Origin of the sequence: Brevundimonas sp. EAKA, assembly GCF_000698025.1 — a bacterium.
Taxonomy (GTDB): domain Bacteria; phylum Pseudomonadota; class Alphaproteobacteria; order Caulobacterales; family Caulobacteraceae; genus Brevundimonas; species Brevundimonas mediterranea_A.
This window is the reverse complement of the sequence record NZ_JMQR01000001.1, coordinates 40,605-58,915: the sequence shown is the minus strand read 5'-3', so window position 1 is coordinate 58,915 and position 18,311 is coordinate 40,605. Positions and strand designations below refer to the sequence as shown.

Genomic DNA, 18,311 nt, shown 5'->3' with positions numbered 1-18,311 from the left:
GAACGCATCGAGATGACCGGACTGATCGGCGTCGACTGGGGCACCAGCAATCTGCGCGTCATGCGACTGGGGGCGGACGGGGCGGTGCTGGATCGGCGCATCGACCCCCGCGGCGTCGGCCGCCTGGCCTCCGGCGCCTTCCTCGGGGTGCTTGAAGAGGTGGCGGGCGACTGGCTGGACCTGGCGCCGGTGCTGATCGCGGGCATGGCCGGATCGCGCCAAGGCTGGATCGAGACGCCCTATGCCTTCTGCCCGGCCGATGTGGCGACCCTGGCTGCGCGACTGGCCCGACCGGATGCGGCGCGCGACATCTATATCGTTCCCGGCGTCGCCCTGACGCCCCAGGGACTGGGCGACGTCATGCGCGGCGAGGAGACGCAGGCGCTGGGGCTGTTCGGCCCAGACGAAACAGGCCTGATGATCGCCCCCGGCACCCACAGCAAATGGGTGCGGGTCGAGAACGGCGCCCTCGCGGGCTTTCGCACCTATCTGACCGGCGAACTGTTCGCCGCCGTGCGCCACGCCACACTGATCGGTCGCGACATGGGAGCGCCGGGCGGTGACGACGCCGCCTTCGACGACGGGGTGCGGCTGGCGCTGTCCGACCCGGCCGTCACCGCCCACCTGTTCACTGTTCGCGTCCGGCAGTTGGCCGGCTCCTTGCGCCCAGAGGGAGCGGCGGACTTCCTGTCCGGCCTGTTGATCGGCGCCGAACTGGCGGCCGAGACGACCCATCGCGACAAGCCGGTGCAGGTGGTGAGCGAGGCGGGCCTGGGCCAACGCTATGCACGCGCCCTGGCTCTGGCCGGCTTTAAAGACATCCGCAGCACCTCCGGCGAAGTGGCTGTGGCGCACGGACTCCACCGCATCTGGAAGGCGATCCCATGACCCAGGCCGTCGAAAAGGCCCTGAAGACGCTGCCCCTCGTGGCCATCCTGCGCGGCCTGACGCCCGAGGAGGCGGTCGAGATCGGCGAGGTCCTGGTCGCGGCCGGCTTCACCTGCCTGGAGGTGCCGTTGAACTCTCCCCGCGCGTTGGAGAGCATCCGGAGGCTGCGTGACGCGATGGATGGCCGGGCGGTGGTGGGAGCGGGCACGGTCCTGACGCCCTCGGCCGCGCAGGACGTCGCGGATGCGGGCGGGCAACTGGTGATCTCGCCCAACGTTGACCCGCGCGTAATCGAACGCGCCCGTGCGCTGGGCCTGTTCACCATGCCCGGCTTTTTCACTCCCACGGAGGCCTTTACTGCGCTGGAGGCGGGGGCCGACGTGCTGAAGCTGTTTCCCGCCGAACTGGCCGGACCGGGCGCCGTCAAGGCGATCAAGGCGGTCCTGCCCAAGGGGCAGCCGGTCTATGCGGTCGGCGGCGTCGATCCGGACAACATGGGCGCCTGGCGCGCGGCGGGCGCCGACGGCTTCGGCATCGGCTCGGCCCTCTACAGACCCGGCCGAACGGCGGACGAGGTGGGTGCGGCTGCGTGCGCCTTTGTCGCGGCCTGGTTCGGAAGCGGACAATGAGCGCCGCAGCCGAACTGGTCTGGGACCTGGGGGCCGAGCTGGCGGAAGGCCCCGCCTGGGACGCCGTGCGCGGGGCCCTTTGGTTTGTCGATATCAAGGGCCGGGGCTTGCACCGCTATACGCCGGCGACCGGCGACACGGCGTCCTGGGACACGCCCGACCAGATCGGTTTCGCCCTGCCGGCCGAGGACGGATCGTTGGTTTGCGGGGTGCGCGGCGGCCTGCACCGGTTTGAACCGGATACGGGTGTCTTCACTCTGATCCAACCGGTCGAGCAAGACCGGCCGCAGAACCGGCTGAACGACGGCTTCGTCGCCCCTGACGGGTCGCTGTGGTTCGGCTCGATGGACGACAGCGAGGTGGTCAAGACCGGCGCCCTGTATCGCTGGGCCGACGGCGAGCTGACACGGCACGACGATGGCTATGGCGTCACCAACGGGCCGTGCCTCAGCCCGGATGGCCGCACCCTGTATCACCACGACACCCTGGCCAGGACCATCCTGGCCTTCGACCATGACGACGGGGCGCTGTCGAACCGGCGGGTCTTCGCCGTGACCGACGACGGCTATGCCGACGGTCCCAGCATGGATTCCGCCGGCGTGTTGCACGTCGGTCTGTTCAACGGCTGGGGGGTGGCGCAGTTTTCGCCTGAGGGCGAACGGATCGGCAAGATCGACATGCCGGTCCAGACCGTCACCAAGGCGGCCTTCGGCGGCGAGGATCTGCGCGACCTCTATATGACCACGGCCTGGCTGGGGAACGCCGACAAGCGCGGCGAACAACCGACTCTGGGCGGCCTTTACCGGTTGCGGGTCAAGACGCCCGGCCTGCCGCAGAACCTGATCCGGCTGTGATCGCCCTTGAGGCCGATGATGTCGGCGGCAATTGGCGTGACAGGCTGAGGCGCCTGGCGGATGGCCTGTGCCGGTGACGGTTTAAGCGGCAGATTCCTCGAACTGGCCGCTTGAAATCGCCGCAGCGCTTGGCGCGCCTCCTGGAGGCGGTGTAGCCGTTGGCGGCCCAGCATCGGATACGCCCGTGACCGACCCATCCACGCTTATGAAACACTATGACGACCCCCAGGCGCGGCTGGCCGATCTGGTGGTGCACCTGACGGGTCTGGCGCTCGCTCTCGTCGGGGGCGGGATGCTGCTGGGTCTGGCGATCGGGTTCGGCCATGTCGGCCGCCTGGCGGCTTCGGCCATCTACGCAGGCGGGTTGTTGACGATGCTCGCGCTTTCGACGGCCTATAATTTCGCGCCCGCGCGGTTTCAGCCCGTGCTGCGGCGCTTCGACCATGCGGGGATATTCCTCATGATCGCGGGCTCCTACACGCCGTTCACCACCCAACATCTGACGGGGGCCTGGGCGTGGGGGATGACGGCGGCGGTCTGGGCCACGGCGCTGTTCGGCGCCCTGGCCAAGTTGCTGCTGCCGGGCCTGGGGCGCGGTTTCTGGATCGCGATCTACCTGGCCCTGGGTTGGCTCATGGTGATCGCGGTTCAGCCGTTGATGGAGAGCCTCGGGATCGCGCCGCTGATCCTGCTGGCGGTCGGCGGCCTGCTGTATTCGATCGGGGTCGGCTTCTATGCGCGCAAGGCGCTCCGGTTCCGACGGGCCATCTGGCACGGCCACGTGGTGGCCGCCGCCGCCGTTCACTGGGTGGCGGTGCTGCTGGCCGTGATCGCCTGAGCGCAGCCCGGTCGTCGCGCGGGCTTGCATCAGCCCTGAGTTCGGACTGGAACTGGGACGGGAAGCGTCCCAGAGCCGTCGTCATGATCTCGGCGACCTCGGCTTGGCCAAGAACGGTCTGGCGATGTTTCGCCGGGACGTGGGCGCCGCGCCGAACGCCCGGTCGAACGTCTGCTGTGTGACTTTCGGAACAGCGATGACGGCTTCCGGTTACGGGTCCATCACCCCCCAGGAGGACCCTCTCAATGTTCATTCACAACAAGCGACTGATGTACACGGTGCGCGTCGCCGAGCCGAACCCCGGCCTGGCGACGCTCATGCTCGAGCAATTCGGCGGTCCGCAGGGCGAGCTGGCGGCGGCGATGCGCTATTTCACGCAGGCGCTGGCTGAAGAGGACGCCGGCCGCAAGGACATGCTGCTCGACATCGCCACCGAGGAACTCAGCCACCTGGAGGTGATCGGTTCGATCGTGGCCATGCTGAACCGCGGCGCCAAGGGGAAGATGGCCGAGGCGGCGCTGGAGGAGGCGGATCTGTACATGTCCCTGAACGATCGGGGCGAGAGCCACACGACCTCCATCCTGTACGGCGGCGCGCCGGCGCTGGTGAACTCGGCGGGCGTGCCGTGGACGGCGGCCTATATCGACTCGATCGGCGATCCGGCTTGCGACCTGCGGTCGAACATCGCCGCCGAGTCCCGCGCCAAGATCGTCTACGAGCGCCTGATCAACGTCACCGACGATCCGGGCGTCAAGGATGCGCTGATGTTCCTGATGACCCGCGAGGTCGCGCACCAGAAGTCATTCGAAAAGGCGCTCTACGCCATCGATCCCAACTTCCCCGCCGGCAAGATCGGCGGCGTGCCCGAGTTCAGCGACAAATACTATGACCTGTCGCAGGGCGAGGGGAATACACGCGGTCCCTGGAACGAGGGCGAGCAGTGGGAATATGTCGAGGATCAGGAGAACCAGATGGCTGTCGACGGCGGCGACGGTTCGGCTTCGGTCGTCCTCGAGTCAGCCGACGAGTCGTCCGTGAACGCCTTCGCGCTGCGAACCGCGTCGGATCCGGACGCGAACCCCGTCACCGGCGCCGACTTGGGCGCAGGACCAGGCGCGGGCAAGACCACCGTCCTCCTCGACTGATCCCCTCGAACCGCCGGGCGTCCATGCCGCACTATCATTTTCACATGTTGAATGGACGCCCATTCCGGGACCTCGACGGCGAGGATCTGGCGGGCGAGGTGCTGCGGGACGGCGAGATCGACGTCCGGGGCGCGGGTCCGTTCCGCATTCTCTGCACGGACACCGCCGGGGCTGTCGTCACCGGGCTGATCGCCGAAGCGATGTCGGCGAAGGCCGTGGCCCATATGCTGGCGAGATTGAACGAAGACTAGCCCTGGAAGGATGTCCAACTCCCAGGCCGGTCCTCCATGGCCGTCGAGGGCCCGCCTCGGGAGCGCCGCACCCACACCCGACTGGGTGAAGCAGAAGCAGGTTGGCGCGCCTCATGGGCCAACCCCGAGCGCGTGTTCTGCGACGCGCATCCCCATGTGAACGTCCCGCCGCCTCGCAACGTTTGGACCCCGGACACGTTAGGCGGCGGTGGGGTGATTTTGTACGGTCTGATCGAAAAGCTGAGCCGCAGGGATGCTCTGACGCCTGAAGAAGCGGCGGCGCTTCGTGAGGTGCTGGGGCCATTGCAACGCGTCGCCGCCGGGACCGACATCGTCCGGGAGGGCGCGCGGCCGGAGCACAGCACTCTGCTCACCAGCGGCTTCACGGCTCGCTATTCGACACTCGCGGATGGCGGACGGCAGATCACCGAACTGAATGTCAGCGGCGACTTTGTCGATCTGCATAGCTTCATGATGAAGCAGATGGACCATGGCGTCGTCGCCCTGACGGAGTGCGTGATCGCCCCGGCGCCTCACACCGTTCTGCGTCGGCTTACCGAGGAGCATCCTCACCTTACCCGGCTGCTGTGGCTCGACACCGTGATCGACGCGGCGATCCATCGCCAGTGGATCGCGTCCATGGGCCGGCGGAGCGCCATTGCGCACCTCGCGCACCTTGTGTGCGAACTCTACAAGCGGCTCGAGGTCGTGCGTCACGCCACCGATTGTAGGTTCGAACTACCCTTGTCGCAGGCCGTCCTGGCCGACGTGCTGGGCCTGTCCACGGTGCACGTGAACCGGCTGGTGGCCGATCTCCGCGCCAGGAACATCCTGACCTGGGGCCAGGGACGGATCGAAATTCTGGATTGGGACAGGCTCGCAGAACTGGCGGAGTTCGACCCCGCCTTCCTGCGGCTTCAGTGCGAGCCTGTCTGAGCGTCAGATCGCCGCGACCACCTCACGGCGTCGCGGCGATCTGACAGAGACTAGAGGTTCCCGGGGCGTCGTTCACCTATGTGAATGCGCCCCCCGAAACGGAGGCGCAGGAAAGAGCATGCCCCAAGAACAATCCTCCGCTTTTGCGCCCGACTGTTTGGCGGATGCGAGCGCGCCTGCGCGTCAACGGCCGGCCTCGGCCGCTTCGGGTCTGACGACCGAAACCCTGCGCCTGTGGCAGGCCTTCGCGCCCTTGCCGCCTGAGCGACGTCGTTGGGCGCTGTCGGTGGGCGTCGTCGAGGCCCGCCGCGCGGGCGACTTCCACCTCGGGGCGGGGGAGGTGGCGGTGATCGTTTCCGGCTGCCTGGCCACCGAGGCGGCGGGCTCGGACCTGTCGGCCGAAATCCTGGGACCGGGTCACGTGGTGGCGACCGGGACCGGCCGCTCCGTCGCCGGTCAGTGGATCACCGACGGGGAAATCTATCGGGTTGCTTTGGTCGATTGGCTCGATCGGGCGGGTGAGGCAGGGATGCTCCACCTGTTGGACGCAGAGGACCGCAGACGCGCCAGGCTGGAACGCCGCCTCGTCTGCGTCGGCCGACATCTCGCCACCGCTCGCGTCGCGGACCTTCTGCTGTCCATTCACCGCGCGGCCCCGCGCCAGGACATCCTGCTGTCGCAGGAGCGTATCGGCGACATGCTCGGGCTCCGTCGCTCCACGGTCAACGGCTCGTGCCGGGCGCTTGAGGGCGCCGGGGGAGCGCGCACCGGGCGGGGGAAGATCCGGATCCTGGATGCCAGCGGCCTGACGAAGACCGCCTGCGGATGTCACGCCGCCCCGTGAGGATCGGCGGGCGATCTCCTGTCTGGCTTCGGCTCAGGCGCCGGAGCCAGGCTCCGCCATCTTGCCTGCTCGGCCAGGGCCGGGCGTTTTCGGCGGCGGTCTGGGCGAGGGCGTCTGTCATGGGAACTCCGGGGTTGGGTCCGGCTTCCGACCCCCGGCAGCCGCGCCTGTTCCTTCGCGGACACTGGGAACGAAGCTCCGGCCGGGTGGTTGACCAGACTCAGCTGACCGGAGCTAAGCCCATGTCTTATAGTGAAGTTTCGACCGACGCCGATGTCGGGTCGACCGCATTCGTCGACAAGGATCGACGCGAGGGCGAATACGAGGCGTCCAGCCTCAGGGCCGTCCTGATCAATCGGCCTCGCGATGAATTATACGCCTACTGGCGCGATCTCACGAACCTGCCGACCTTCTCGGAGACCGTGAAGTCGGTCGAGGTGCTGGGAGACGGCCGCTCGCGCTGGATCGTCGCCGGCCCAGGCGACAAGGACGTCGAATTGACCAGCGAAATCACCGAGGACGTTCCCGGCGAACGCATCGCCTGGACCTCCAGCGAAGGCTCCGACGTCGACCACGAAGGCTGGGTGGCGTTCAGAGACAACGCCTTCGGGCGGGGCACGGAGGTGCGGGTCTTCATCAGCTACGAGCCGCCTGCGGGGATCGTCGGCAAGGTCGTCGCCAAGGTGATGCAGCGCGAACCCCGCATCCAGGCCCGACGCGAGCTTCGTCGCTTCAAGCAGCTGATGGAGACGGGCGAGATCTCGACCTCCAAGGCGCCTGACGCCGCGCCCCGCGCCTCTCGCCACTTCTGATTTTTCCGTCCCCATTCGATAAGGATACGCCCATGCGCGCGCTCACCTGGCACGGCAAACACAATGTTCAGGTCGACACCGTCCCTGACCCGCAGATCGTCAATCCTCGCGACGCCATCATCAAGATCACCGCCACCGCCATCTGCGGTTCGGACCTGCACCTGTACGACAGCATGATCCCCGGCATGTCCAACGGCGACATCCTGGGCCATGAGTTCATGGGCGAGGTGGTCGAGGTCGGCCGGGGCAACACCAGCCTGAAGAAGGGCGACCGCGTCGTCGTGCCCTTCGTCATCGCCTGCGGCCAGTGCTTCTTCTGCGAGAAGTCGATGCCGGCGGCGTGCGACAACTCCAACCCGGCCGACAAGGCGGACGCTACCGAGATCGCCTATGGGCAGTCGGTCGCCGGCCTGTTCGGCTATTCCCATCTGACCGGCGGCTTTGCGGGAGGGCAGGCGGAATATGCGCGCGTCCCCTATTCCGACTATGGTCCGATCAAGATCCCGGACGGCATCGAGGACGAGAAGGTCCTGTTCCTGTCGGACATCTTTCCGACGGGATGGATGGCCGCGGAGAACGCGCAGATCCAGCCCGGCGACACAGTGGCGATCTGGGGCTGCGGCCCGGTGGGGCTGTTCGCGGTCAAGAGCGCCATCCTGCAGGGCGCAGGTCGGGTCATCGCCATCGACCATCATCCCAACCGTCTGGCGCTGGCCAAGGCTAACGGCGCGGAGGTGCTGAACTATCACGAGGTCAAGGTGCGCGAAGCCCTGCTGGAGATGACTGCGGGTCTGGGGCCCGACAGCTGCATCGATGCGGTGGGCATGGAGAGCCACGGCTTCTCGCCCGACAATATCATCGATGCGGTCAAGCAGGAGACGCGGCTGGGCACGGACCGCCCCCATGTGCTGCGCGAAACCATCATGGCGGTCCGAAAGGGCGGCACTGTCTCGGTGCCTGGCGTCTATGGCGGCTTTGCCGACAAGTTCCCCGTCGGGGCCTTCATGGAGAAGGGGCTGACGCTCAAGACCGGCCAGACCCACGTCCAGCGCTACCTGCCGCAGCTGCTTCAGCTGATCCTGGAGGGGGGGATCGACACCACCGACCTGATCAGCCACCGCCTGCCTCTCGAACAGGCGGCGGAGGGCTACAAGAACTTCAAGGAAAACCAGAATGAATGGACCAAGGTGATCCTGAAGCCGCATTGACGGCTGCACCAGCCGGGCTGGCGAGAAGCGGTCTGATGATCGACCTCGACGGCCAGGTCCTGCCGCGTCACCGATCGATACGTTCGACCGTGGCCCGGCGCCGGGAGGCGGATGTACAGGGGAAGTGAGCTCACGGCCCCGGCCGTCTGAACCCGTCCCTTCAAGGGGCGGGTTCAGACGGAACGCCCTTAACGCCCAGACTGCGACGCGGTCACAGTGCGCCGGCGTAGCGCTCGAACTCCTCCTTGTAACGGGCGGTCAGGCGGTCCTGATGTTCGCCCTTTTCCTTGAGGTGGATGAACCAGCCGTTCTCCTCCTCGAACATGTGCGTCAGCACCGCGCCCTCGATGTGGCCCCACTTGTCGAGCCAGGCGTCCGAGGAAGGGGCGATGTTCTCCAACTCCGCCATCTGCATCTTGGCGGTCGTCTGTTCGGAATAGGCCACGCCCGCCTGCATCTTGTGACCGTTCTGGGCCATAGCCGGATAGAGGACGATCTCTTCGGCCAGGGAATGGCCGTTCAGCACCAGAGCCAGCCGGTCCATGGCGGCGCGGCGGTCAGCCGCCGAACGGACATTGCGGCCTTCGGCGAAGGCGGCGCGGATCTGGTCATGGTGATCCAGGGCCAGCGACAGCCAATCTCCCGGCGCCGCCGCCTCTCTGGCCTTCTGAGTGGCCTCTTGGCGTTTCTCTTCGTTAGGCTGAGGCGTTATGGCGGCCAGCGCCTTGTCGATGACGGACATGGGTCTCTTTCCTTTTCAATGAAACTTGATGACGGCCCGCTCCGCCCCCTGATCCGCCCTCAGGGCGGCCGTTCGTCCGCCGAACCAGAGACGTTCGACGGAGATGGCACGCCAGCCTTCGGGCAGGACTACAGGGCGATCAGGCCAATGGGCGGGATCGCCCTTCGCATCGAGGCCGGTGAAGCCGAACAGCAGCCCCAGCAACATCCCGCCCAGGTTGGCGAAGAAGGGACCGGCCGCAGTCTCGCTGTCAGGGTGGTCGGGCCGGTATTCCAGGCACTGGTGGAATCGCCCCGCGTCATAGGCCGCGTACCCCTCCTCGAACAGCTTCAGCGCCAGGGCGCGATCGCCGGTCCGGGCGGCCCAGACGCCATAGAGGGCGGGGAGCATCGGCGCGCCGACATAATCGCGCCAGTGCGCCAGGTAGAAGTCGAGCGTCCGGCGTTCGACTGCTTCGTCGGTCTGGTACCCGCCTGGAAAGAGGCCCCCCAGCGGCGAGGGAGTCGCGCCCTTGGGTTCGTCGATGCGGAAGGCGTCATGCGCGGCGATGACCTTGTCGGACCGCACCGGCAGATAGAGGTTGTCCCTGACCTCGGCCCATGAGGCCCGGGGCGTGCGTCCTGTCGCTTCGGCGGCGGCGACAGCGCGACACAGCACGTCGTGCGACAACATCAGGCTGAATGCGTCGTTGTCGGGCGGATCCGGCACTTCGGCGGGGCCCGTGGCGCGTATCAGTTCATATCCGCGCGCGGTGCGCGTCAGGCGGCTGACGATCCAGTCGGCCACGCCTTCCAGCACAGGCCAGGCGTCGTCCCTCAAGAAGGCCTCGTCGCCCGTCGCGTCGGCGAACAGGGCGAAGGCCCGCGCCACATGCAGCGACCCGTGGTCTTCGTGCGCCGCCGCCGACCCGGCCCCCGGCGCCGCCTCCTGCCCCGTCAGGGGCGCGGCCTCCCATGGAAACTGCACGCCCTGCCGGCCCGAGAGCCGCGCATTCGATTTCGCCGCCCTCAGGCCCCGGCTCCGGAAATCCAGCAGCGCCCGCGCCGCGTCCGGCTGAGACAGCATCACGGGCGGCACGCAGAAGGCGTCGATGTCCCACATCACGTGGCCGAAGTAATAATTGTAGTCGTGCCAGGTCGCGAGGCCGAAGATCGAAGTTGCGGACGGCGAGGCTGGATGCACCGAACTGTTCAGGTAGAAATAGGCCGCATCGATCAGCGCCTGGTGGTCTGGCGTCGCCCCATCGACAACAATGCGTCCCCGCCACAGTTCGCGCCACGCGTCTCGGTTTCGGGCTCTCAGGACGTCGAAACCCGTCTGGGCGCCCCGCGCAACCCGGCGGACCGCCTCTTCGTCGGGGCGTGCATGGATCAGCGAGGGGATGAGCGCGGCCATCTGTCTGAGGCTCGCGCCCCGCTTGCCGACCGTGCCGAGGTCGTAGGTGGTCTGCAATGGTCCGGTCGCGTCCCAGGCGGTGACGTCGGGGGAGGCCCCCGGCGTGGTCTCGGTCGCCAGGGCGACACCGCATGTGGACAGGTCCCCCTCGGTCGACCACAGCAGAGACCCGTCACAGGCCGGCTCAGGCTCGCCCGGCGTGTCGGTGCGGCGTCGGGCGACCCGTCCGCGCAGGTCCGTGGTCGCCACAACGGCGCGCAAACGCATGTGGCAGGGCACGTCCGGCCGCACATGGATTTCCTGCATCACCAGGGTCGGCGCGGTACGGCTGGCGAGAGTCAGGATCTCGATGGCGGCATCCACTCCGCCGAGCCGGACACGGCACCGGCTGGTGAGTTCACCCGTGGCGAAATCGTAGGCCTGGCGAAGGTCCGAGACCGCCCAAGGCTGATCGGACATCCAGACGCCATTGACGCAGAGATCGGCGGCGAGCGGGTAGGGGACGGGGGCGGCCGCTTCCACCCGCCGCTCCGGATTTTCCCCGACCACCCCGTTGACCAGGGTCATGCCTGCCATGAGCGGTATTTCCCTGACCCGAAGCCCGATCAGCCCATTGGCGACATAGGCCGGGAGGGCGCCGTCGCGGGGGCCGTTCTCGTCGGGCGGACTGATCGGCCGCCAGGCGTCCCTGTCAGCGCCAGGCATCGAGAACCTCCGCGCATTCCGCCGCTTCGACCTGCTGGCCGTAGCGCTCGTGATAGAGGGCGATCAGTCGGTCGTGAGAGGCGTCCGAAGAGCTGCACAGGCCGTCCTTGACGACCACGACCCTGTAGCCAAGGTCGACCGCGCCCAACACCGCCGCCAGGACGCACACATCCGTCTCCGCGCCTGTGACGACGAGGGTGTCCACGCCGCTTCGCCGCAGCACCGGGTCGAGATCGGTTCCGAACCACGGCGAGTAGCCGTGTTTGTCGATCAGGCGTCCGGGAGGGACGAAGCGTTGAAGCGGCGTCGCCAGATCCACCAATTCAGTGCCCAGGGCGTCGAGAGTCATCGACGACCATTTCTCCCAGTAGCCGCGCCATGTGCCCCTGCCTTCGCCCGGGCGCGCGGCGGGGATGAAGCGGGTGAAGACGTTGCGTTCCGGCTTCGCTTCGCACAGCCGTTCGATGACGGGCAGCACGCGAGCTGCCCAGGGGGTGCGCCACTCCGTGTCCTCGACGAACATCCGCTGCATGTCGACGCAAAGATGAACCGCCGTGTCCGGGATGGGGTCGCGTAGGCCTTGAACCATGCTCAGGCCGCCGCGCCCCGGGCCTTGTCTTTGGCGCGGGCGTCCGCCGGCGCGGTCAGGCTCTGGTCTGAGTTAGGGGACGAAGGTTCAATCTCGCCCGGATCAGGGGCGGTCTGGGTATTGGCATGGTGTTCGATGCGCCCGCTCTCGATCTCGGCGCGGGAGAAGACTTCCTCCTGTCCGTCTTCCAGCAGCTGATCTTCGGGCCCGCCGAGACCGCCCTGCGCCAGGCCCGACGTCGACCGGGCGTTCATGTGATCGTCTCTGGCTGCGTCCGTGCCCCGGAAGTCGGGTTGGGAAAGTGAGAGATTTTCATGGGCATGGGCGGCTCCTGGAGCGGCGGGCGAACCGCTCATCTCAAGCGCATAGCGCCTCACATCGGCCGACCGTTCCCTGTGTGCGGTGTTGGACACCCTCAGCGTCACGCATCGTCGTCGAGCGGGTCATGACCGGCAACGGCTCGGCCTACATCGCCAGGCTGTTCGCTGACGCCCTTGGCAGGTCGGCGCCGGCCACGGCCGAACCCGGCCTGCGCGCTTCCGCCATCAAACCTGGACCGACGACTAGAACCTGCGCCGACCACACCTGGGCGCCAGAGGCGTCCACACCGTTGACGCGGGTGAATACCTCCCTGGATATGGCGACCTGGTCGCGGGTGGGTTGCGGAGCTCGAGCCGTCCGTGTCCGCGATCGACGTATAAACACCTTCATAGTTCTTGCAGGTATGTATTTCAGTATGGCGAAGCGGCCTGAAAGTCACTAGATTCCGCCCCATGGATTCGACTGAGACCGCCCCGCCACACAGCCCCAGCGCCCTCCGCGCCCTCCGTATCAATGATCCGGCTCCGGACTTCATCGCGCGCACGACCCAGGGCGAGAAACGGCTCAGCGACTATCGCGGGCGGTGGCTGGTGCTGTTCTCGCACCCGGCCGACTTCACGCCGGTCTGCACCAGCGAGTTCATCGCCCTGGCCAGGCGGGCGGACGCTTTCGAGGCTCTGGGCTGTGACCTGATGGCTCTGTCGGTGGACAGCCTCTATTCCCACCTGGCCTGGCTGAAGGACATCTATCGCCGCTTCGGCGTGAAGGTGGCCTTCCCCATCATCGAGGATCCGTCCATGGCCATCGGTCACGCCTTCGGCATGGTCGACGCCGGCTCCAGCGACAGCGCCACGGTGCGGGCGAGCTTCGTCATCGATCCGACCGGGATCGTGCGCGCCATCAGCTGGTATCCGATGAATATCGGCCGATCGGTCGATGAACTGCTGCGGCTGGTGACGGCGCTGCAGACCGCCGACCGTGAGCAGGCGTCGACGCCGGCCGGATGGTCGCCCGGCGAGCCCCTGCTGGAGCCGGCCGCCACCACTCTGGATGCGGCCCTGGCTGACGGCGACGGTGATGCGCCCTGGTATTATCGCGAGCGCCGCGCATGAGCGACGACCAGGCCGCGGCCATGGGGCGGCTGAAGGACAAGGCGCCCCAGGCCGCCGAACTGCTACGTCAGCTGGCCAATACAAATCGGCTGTTGATCCTCTGCCATATTGCTGCGGAGGAGCGATCCGTCGGACAGCTCGAGGCGGATCTGGGCATCAAGCAGCCGGCTCTGTCGCAGCAACTGGCGGAGTTGCGCCAGTACGGCCTGGTCAAGACCCGGCGCCAGTCGCGTTCGATCTACTATTCCATCGCCGACGAACGCGCCCAGGCGGTGATGGGCATGTTGTACGAAATCTTCTGCGGCGACGGACAGGCGGTCGGCGCGCGCCTTCTGCCCTCCGCCGGGGCTTCGGCGCCCTCGACCGAGGCGTCAGCCCCGCCCCGTGGGGACGCCGCCCGGTTCGCCCGCGTCACCCCGGCGCCCCGTCGATAAGGCGCGGGCGGAGGGGACTGGCGTCCTTTCGTCTAGTCGGGTGTCCGAGGGCGGGCGAAGCGGTCGCATAAGATGTCGATGAGTTGGCGAACCGTGTCGTCGGCGAGGCTGTAATAGATGGTTGAGCGGTCGCGACGCGTCTTCACCAGCCCGCCCTCGCGCAGCCGTCTCAGATTCTGAGAGACGCCGGACTGGGACGGGCCGCACAGCCCCACAAGCTGCCCCACCGACAGTTCCTCCTGCGTCAGCCGGCAGAGCAGCAACAGGCGATGCTCATTGGCCAGCAGCTTCAACTCCGCAGCGGCCGCATGGGCGTGCCTGGCCAGATCCGCCATGGGGGCTTGGTGCGGCGTCATCGGGTCGCGGGTTTTCCGTCATCCCGCAGCACGACATAGATGGCCGGAATGACCAGGACGGTCAGCAGGGTCGAGGAGGCCAGGCCGAACAGGAGCGAGATCGCCAGACCCTGGAAGATCGGATCGGTCAGGATCACCGCCGCCCCGATCATGGCCGCCAGGGCGGTCAGCAGGATCGGCTTGAACCGGATGGCGCCCGCCTCGATCAGGACGTCGCGCAAGGGTTTGTCGGGCGAGGCCGTGTGCCGGATGAAGTCCACAAGCAGGATCGAGTTGCGCACGATGATGCCGGCCAGGGCGATGAAGCCGATCATCGACGTTGCGGTGAAGGGCGCGCCGAACAGCATGTGGCCGATGACGATGCCGATCAGGGTCAGGGGGATGGGGGTCAGGATGACCAGGGGCAGTTTGAAGCTGTGGAACTGGGCCACGACCAGCACATAGATCCCCAGAAGGGCGACCATGAAGGCGGCGCCCATGTCGCGGAAGGTGACCCAGGTGATTTCCCACTCGCCGTCCCACAGCAGGGTGGGAACGGATTCATCCTCCGGCTGGCCATTGAGGCGGACGGCCGGCTTCTGCAGACCCAGCGCGTCCCAGTCATGGGCCTCGATGGCGCGATTGACCGCCAGCATGCCGTAGATGGGCGCCTCGTATTCGCCGGCCAGTTCGGCCGTCACCATGTCGAGCGGTCGGCCGTCGCGACGGAAGACGGCGTAGCTGCCCGCCTCGCGGCGGCCGTCAACGACCTCGCCCAGTTCGATCAGGCGCGGTCCCGTCGGGCCGGTCGTCACCGCCACCGGCGTCGTGGCCAGGGTGCGGCTCCAGCTGCGCGCCGATTGCGGCAGGGCGACGGTGATCGGCAGGGGCGAGCGGCCGTCGCCGCGCGGCGCATAGCCGACCGTGGAGCCGGCCAGGATCGCGCCGATGGAATCCTGCAACTCGCGTTCGGACAGGCCGTAATAGTCCAGGCGATCCCGAACGGGGACCAGCCGCAGTCGCGGCCGTTCCTGGCCGAAACTGTTGTCGACATCGACGATATAGGGGACGGAGCGGAACAGTTTTTCGACTTCCAGCGCGGTCTTGCGCCGGGTTTCGGCGTCGGGGCCATAAATCTCCGCCAGCAGGGTGGCCAGGACGGGCGGGCCGGGCGGCGTCTCGACCACCTTGATCGACGCGCCGGAGGGCAGGGGCAGGGCCTTCAGCTTGTCGCGCAGATCCAGCGCGACGGCGTGGCTGGAGCGGCTGCGCTCGTCCTTGGGCAGAAGGGAGATCATCAGATCGCCCATCTCAGGCCGGTCGCGCAGGAAATAGTGCCGCACCAGACCGTTGAAGTTGAACGGCGCCGAGGCCCCGGCATAGGCTTCCATGGCGTCCGCCTCGGGCAGGGTGCGAATCTGAGCCGCCGCCTCGTCCAGGGTGCGGGAGGTGGCTTCCAGGCTGGTCCCTTCGGGCATGTCGACCACCACCTGGATCTCCGACTTGTTGTCGAAGGGCAGCAGTTTCACCGTGACCGCCTTGAAGTAGAACATCGAACAGGCGACCAGGGTGGCGAGGCCGACGCCGATCAGGAAGTTGCGGGCCGAGGACCGCTTGTCGATCACGCGATGCGCCACGCGGGCGTACAGCCGTCCCAGCTTGCCGCCGCCGTCTTCATGGGCGTGATCGTGCTGGCCATGGGCCAGGGTCTTTCGCGCAAACCGGATCATCAGCCACGGCGCGATCACCACCGCGACGAAGAAGGAGAAGATCATCGCCGCCGAGGCGTTGACCGGGATGGGCGCCATATAGGGACCCATCAGACCTGACACGAACAGCATGGGCAGCAGGGCCGCCACGACGGTCAGGGTCGCCACGACGGTGGGATTGCCGACCTCGGCCACCGCCTCGACGGCCGCCTCGGTTCGGCTGCGCCCGTCGCGCATCCCCCAGTGACGGGCGATGTTCTCGATCATGACGATGGCGTCGTCGACCAGGATGCCGATGGAGAAGATGAGCGCGAACAGGCTGACGCGGTTGATCGTATAGCCCATCACATAGGAGGCGAAGAGGGTCAGCAGGATGGTGGTGGGAATGACCACGGCGGTGACGGCGGCTTCGCGCCAGCCGATGGCGAAGCCGATCAGCACGACGATCGACACCGTGGCCAGGGCCAGGTGGAACAGCAGTTCGTTGGCCTTTTCGTTCGCCGTCTCGCCATAGTCGCGGCTGACGGCGACCTCGACCCCCTCGGGGATCAGCTTGCCTTCCAGGTTTTCGACGCGCTGACGCACGGCTTCGGACACCACCACCGCATTGGCGCCGGCGCGCTTGGCGATGGCGATGCTGACGGCGGGCGTGCTGGCCCACTGCCCGTCATGCCGGGCCCAGCGCCACACCCGGGCCTGGTCTTCACGCGGCCCCTGGGCCACGTCCGCGACATCGCGCAGATAGACCGGCGCGCCGGTGACGGAGCGGACGGTCAGCAGGCCGATCTCCTGGGCCGAGGACAGGGTGCGGCCGGAGGTGACGGCCACGGCCTGGCCGTCCTCGCGGACATTGCCGACCGGGAAGCTGCGGTTGGCCTGAGACGCCGCCTCGATCACACGGCCCAGCGGCACGCCATACTGATTCAGCTTTGCGGGATCAGGAGCGATGCGGATCTCGTCGGGCCGACCGCCGGTGACGAACGTCAGGCCCACATTATCGACCTTGGCGATTTCGGTGCGCAGCTTGTGCGCCAGATCATAGAGGGCCTGATCGGTCCATTGGCCCGCCGCGCCCGGTTTCGGGGTCAGGGTCAGGACGATGGCCGGCACGTCGTCGATGCCGCGCACCGTCACCTTGGGATCGGGGACCCCCACCGGAATCCGGTCCCGGTTGGCGCGCAGCTTCTCCTCGATCCGGATGGCGGCGTCCTCGGGGTTGGACCCCACCAGAAAGCGCGCCGTCACCAGCACCCCATTGTCTTCGGCCTGGGTGTAGACGTGCTCGACCCCGTTCACGCTCTTGACGATGGTCTCGAGGGGAATCCCGATCAGTTCGACCGCATCGGGGGCCGCCAGACCGGGCGCCGCCACCTGGATGTCGACCATGGGCACGCTGATCTGCGGCTCTTCCTCACGCGGGATCGAGAACAGGGCCAGCAGGCCGACGGCGATGGCCGCCAGCAGGAACAGCGGCGTCAGCGGAGAGGTGATGGTGAAGCGCGTCAGGCGCCCGGACAGGCCCAGTTTCATCCTTGCGTCCTCGTCGCGACCAGCCTGTCGCCGGCCTTGACGCCGCTCAGGATTTCGACCGTTTCAGGGTCGTTCGTGGGGGCCGTCTGAACCGGGACGGCGCTGGGTTTCCGGTCAGGTGAAATCACTTCCACATAGTCCAGACCATAACGCGTCGTGACGAAACGCCGGGGTACGGTCAGGGCCTGACGTTGGCCGATCTCGATCGAGGCCGCGACCCTGCGGCCGACCAGTTCGGTGGTCAGGCCCGGTACGGCCGCATCGATCTGAATCCGCCCGCCGACGATGGCGGGATAGACCTGCGTCACCTGTCCCTGGCGCGCTTCGACCGGCAGATCGTCCGCCGTCAGCAGGACGCGCGCGCCGGGCTTGACCCGGCCGGCGAGGGATTCGGGGAGTTCGAGACGAAGCACGGGGGGGCCTGCGGTGATCGTCGCGACCGACATTCCGGGGCTGACCACGGATCCGGCCGTGACCTCGACCTTCAAGACGCGGCCGGCGGCCGGCGCCAGGATCGCCCCCTGGCCGGCCATGCTGGCGCTGGCGCCGCGTTCGGCGCGGGCGGCGGCAGTCTGGGCGTCTGCGGCGCGGGACGCCGCGACGGCCTGATCCAGGCGCGCCTTGGCGTAGACATTGTGGTCATACAGGTCCTGGATCCGTCCCAGGTCGGCGCGGGCGCGCGTCGCCTCCGCCTCGGCGGCGGCGACCTGGGCGCCATAGGCCCTGGTCTCGAAACCGATCCGGTCGTCGACAACCCGTCCGATCTGCTGACCGCGGCTCACCATATCGCCCTCGCGCACCGACAGGACGACCAAGACGCCGGAGATGCGCGCCCGGGCTTGCGACTGGTCGCGGGTGGTGATCTCGCCCGCCACCGTCTTGGTGTCGGCGAGGAGGTTCGAGGCCAGGACGAGTTGCTCGCCGGCGGGCGCCGCCTTCGCGGTCGGCTCGCGCTTTTCATCCGCGCCGCCGCACGCCGACAGCGTCAGCGCGGCCGCAGCCATCAGGGTCCACATCTTCATCGCCGTCGTCCT

The 18,311-nt window shown here is 67.6% G+C and carries 19 protein-coding genes; 12 read left to right on the top strand and 7 right to left on the bottom strand.

What is annotated here, in order from left to right; all coding sequences use genetic code 11:
* Positions 1 to 12: 12 nt before the first annotated feature.
* The 10 genes from ER13_RS00305 (at position 13) to ER13_RS00260 (ending at position 8,405) form a co-directional block, all read left to right on the top strand.
* Positions 13 to 888: a 2-dehydro-3-deoxygalactonokinase gene (locus tag ER13_RS00305; protein ID WP_052004635.1), complete on the top strand. Its 876-nt coding sequence runs from the start codon at positions 13 to 15 to the stop codon at positions 886 to 888.
* On the top strand, positions 885 to 1,517 hold the full coding sequence (locus ER13_RS00300; protein WP_008260372.1) for a 2-dehydro-3-deoxy-6-phosphogalactonate aldolase: 633 nt from the start codon (positions 885 to 887) through the stop codon (positions 1,515 to 1,517). Before ER13_RS00305 ends, ER13_RS00300 begins: the two co-directional genes overlap by 4 nt.
* Complete coding sequence (locus ER13_RS00295) at positions 1,514 to 2,371, top strand: SMP-30/gluconolactonase/LRE family protein (protein ID WP_008263857.1); 858 nt, start codon at positions 1,514 to 1,516, stop codon at positions 2,369 to 2,371. Before ER13_RS00300 ends, ER13_RS00295 begins: the two co-directional genes overlap by 4 nt.
* Positions 2,372 to 2,576: 205 nt before the next feature.
* The gene (locus ER13_RS00290; protein WP_052004630.1) at positions 2,577 to 3,209 is read left to right on the top strand and encodes a hemolysin III family protein; all 633 of its coding nucleotides are present in this window, start codon (positions 2,577 to 2,579) and stop codon (positions 3,207 to 3,209) included.
* A gap of 245 nt (positions 3,210 to 3,454) precedes the next feature.
* On the top strand, positions 3,455 to 4,354 hold the full coding sequence (locus tag ER13_RS00285; protein ID WP_008258843.1) for a manganese catalase family protein: 900 nt from the start codon (positions 3,455 to 3,457) through the stop codon (positions 4,352 to 4,354).
* Positions 4,355 to 4,377: 23 nt separating this feature from the next.
* Positions 4,378 to 4,605: a hypothetical protein gene (locus ER13_RS00280; protein ID WP_035305126.1), complete on the top strand. Its 228-nt coding sequence runs from the start codon at positions 4,378 to 4,380 to the stop codon at positions 4,603 to 4,605.
* Positions 4,606 to 4,641: 36 nt separating this feature from the next.
* Entirely contained in the window at positions 4,642 to 5,541 is a 900-nt protein-coding gene (locus ER13_RS00275) for a Crp/Fnr family transcriptional regulator (RefSeq protein ID WP_231492410.1), read from the top strand.
* Positions 5,542 to 5,659: 118 nt separating this feature from the next.
* Positions 5,660 to 6,385 carry a Crp/Fnr family transcriptional regulator gene (locus tag ER13_RS17500; RefSeq protein WP_155988041.1) on the top strand — a complete coding sequence of 242 codons (726 nt, stop codon included), beginning with the start codon at positions 5,660 to 5,662 and terminating at the stop codon, positions 6,383 to 6,385.
* A gap of 242 nt (positions 6,386 to 6,627) precedes the next feature.
* Positions 6,628 to 7,197 carry an SRPBCC family protein gene (locus ER13_RS00265; protein WP_008263669.1) on the top strand — a complete coding sequence of 190 codons (570 nt, stop codon included), beginning with the start codon at positions 6,628 to 6,630 and terminating at the stop codon, positions 7,195 to 7,197.
* A gap of 32 nt (positions 7,198 to 7,229) precedes the next feature.
* Positions 7,230 to 8,405, top strand: coding sequence for a zinc-dependent alcohol dehydrogenase (locus ER13_RS00260; protein ID WP_035305121.1), 1,176 nt, complete (start codon positions 7,230 to 7,232; stop codon positions 8,403 to 8,405).
* Positions 8,406 to 8,616: 211 nt separating this feature from the next.
* Here ER13_RS00260 and ER13_RS00255 read toward each other — a convergent pair whose 3' ends face one another.
* Genes ER13_RS00255 through ER13_RS00240 form a run of 4 tightly spaced genes read right to left on the bottom strand, consistent with a single transcriptional unit; the run spans position 8,617 to position 12,192 of the window.
* Positions 8,617 to 9,147 (bottom strand): hemerythrin domain-containing protein, encoded by a 531-nt coding sequence (locus ER13_RS00255; RefSeq protein WP_008261341.1) that lies wholly within the window; start codon positions 9,145 to 9,147, stop codon positions 8,617 to 8,619.
* Positions 9,148 to 9,162: 15 nt separating this feature from the next.
* Positions 9,163 to 11,247: a glycoside hydrolase family 65 protein gene (locus ER13_RS00250; RefSeq protein ID WP_035305120.1), complete on the bottom strand. Its 2,085-nt coding sequence runs from the start codon at positions 11,245 to 11,247 to the stop codon at positions 9,163 to 9,165.
* Entirely contained in the window at positions 11,234 to 11,836 is a 603-nt protein-coding gene (locus tag ER13_RS00245; protein WP_008259980.1) for a cysteine hydrolase family protein, read from the bottom strand. Before ER13_RS00245 ends, ER13_RS00250 begins: the two co-directional genes overlap by 14 nt.
* Before the next feature lie 2 nt (positions 11,837 to 11,838).
* Entirely contained in the window at positions 11,839 to 12,192 is a 354-nt protein-coding gene (locus tag ER13_RS00240) for a hypothetical protein (protein ID WP_154725215.1), read from the bottom strand.
* Between the two features lie 417 nt (positions 12,193 to 12,609).
* Between ER13_RS00240 and ER13_RS00235 the strand changes: the two genes are divergently transcribed.
* A complete protein-coding gene (locus ER13_RS00235) occupies positions 12,610 to 13,269 on the top strand; it encodes a peroxiredoxin (RefSeq protein WP_035305117.1) in 660 nt (219 codons plus the stop codon).
* On the top strand, positions 13,266 to 13,703 hold the full coding sequence (locus tag ER13_RS00230; RefSeq protein WP_035305115.1) for a helix-turn-helix transcriptional regulator: 438 nt from the start codon (positions 13,266 to 13,268) through the stop codon (positions 13,701 to 13,703). Before ER13_RS00235 ends, ER13_RS00230 begins: the two co-directional genes overlap by 4 nt.
* Positions 13,704 to 13,735: 32 nt before the next feature.
* On the opposite strand, the gene ER13_RS00225 is transcribed toward ER13_RS00230, so the two are convergent.
* Genes ER13_RS00225 through ER13_RS00215 form a run of 3 tightly spaced genes read right to left on the bottom strand, consistent with a single transcriptional unit; the run spans position 13,736 to position 18,299 of the window.
* Positions 13,736 to 14,059: a helix-turn-helix transcriptional regulator gene (locus ER13_RS00225; protein ID WP_035305112.1), complete on the bottom strand. Its 324-nt coding sequence runs from the start codon at positions 14,057 to 14,059 to the stop codon at positions 13,736 to 13,738.
* Positions 14,056 to 17,277 (bottom strand): efflux RND transporter permease subunit, encoded by a 3,222-nt coding sequence (locus ER13_RS00220; RefSeq protein ID WP_035305110.1) that lies wholly within the window; start codon positions 17,275 to 17,277, stop codon positions 14,056 to 14,058. Before ER13_RS00220 ends, ER13_RS00225 begins: the two co-directional genes overlap by 4 nt.
* Positions 17,274 to 18,299, bottom strand: coding sequence for an efflux RND transporter periplasmic adaptor subunit (locus ER13_RS00215; protein ID WP_035305106.1), 1,026 nt, complete (start codon positions 18,297 to 18,299; stop codon positions 17,274 to 17,276). The genes ER13_RS00220 and ER13_RS00215 overlap by 4 nt, the downstream gene beginning before the upstream one ends.
* Positions 18,300 to 18,311 lie beyond the last annotated feature (12 nt).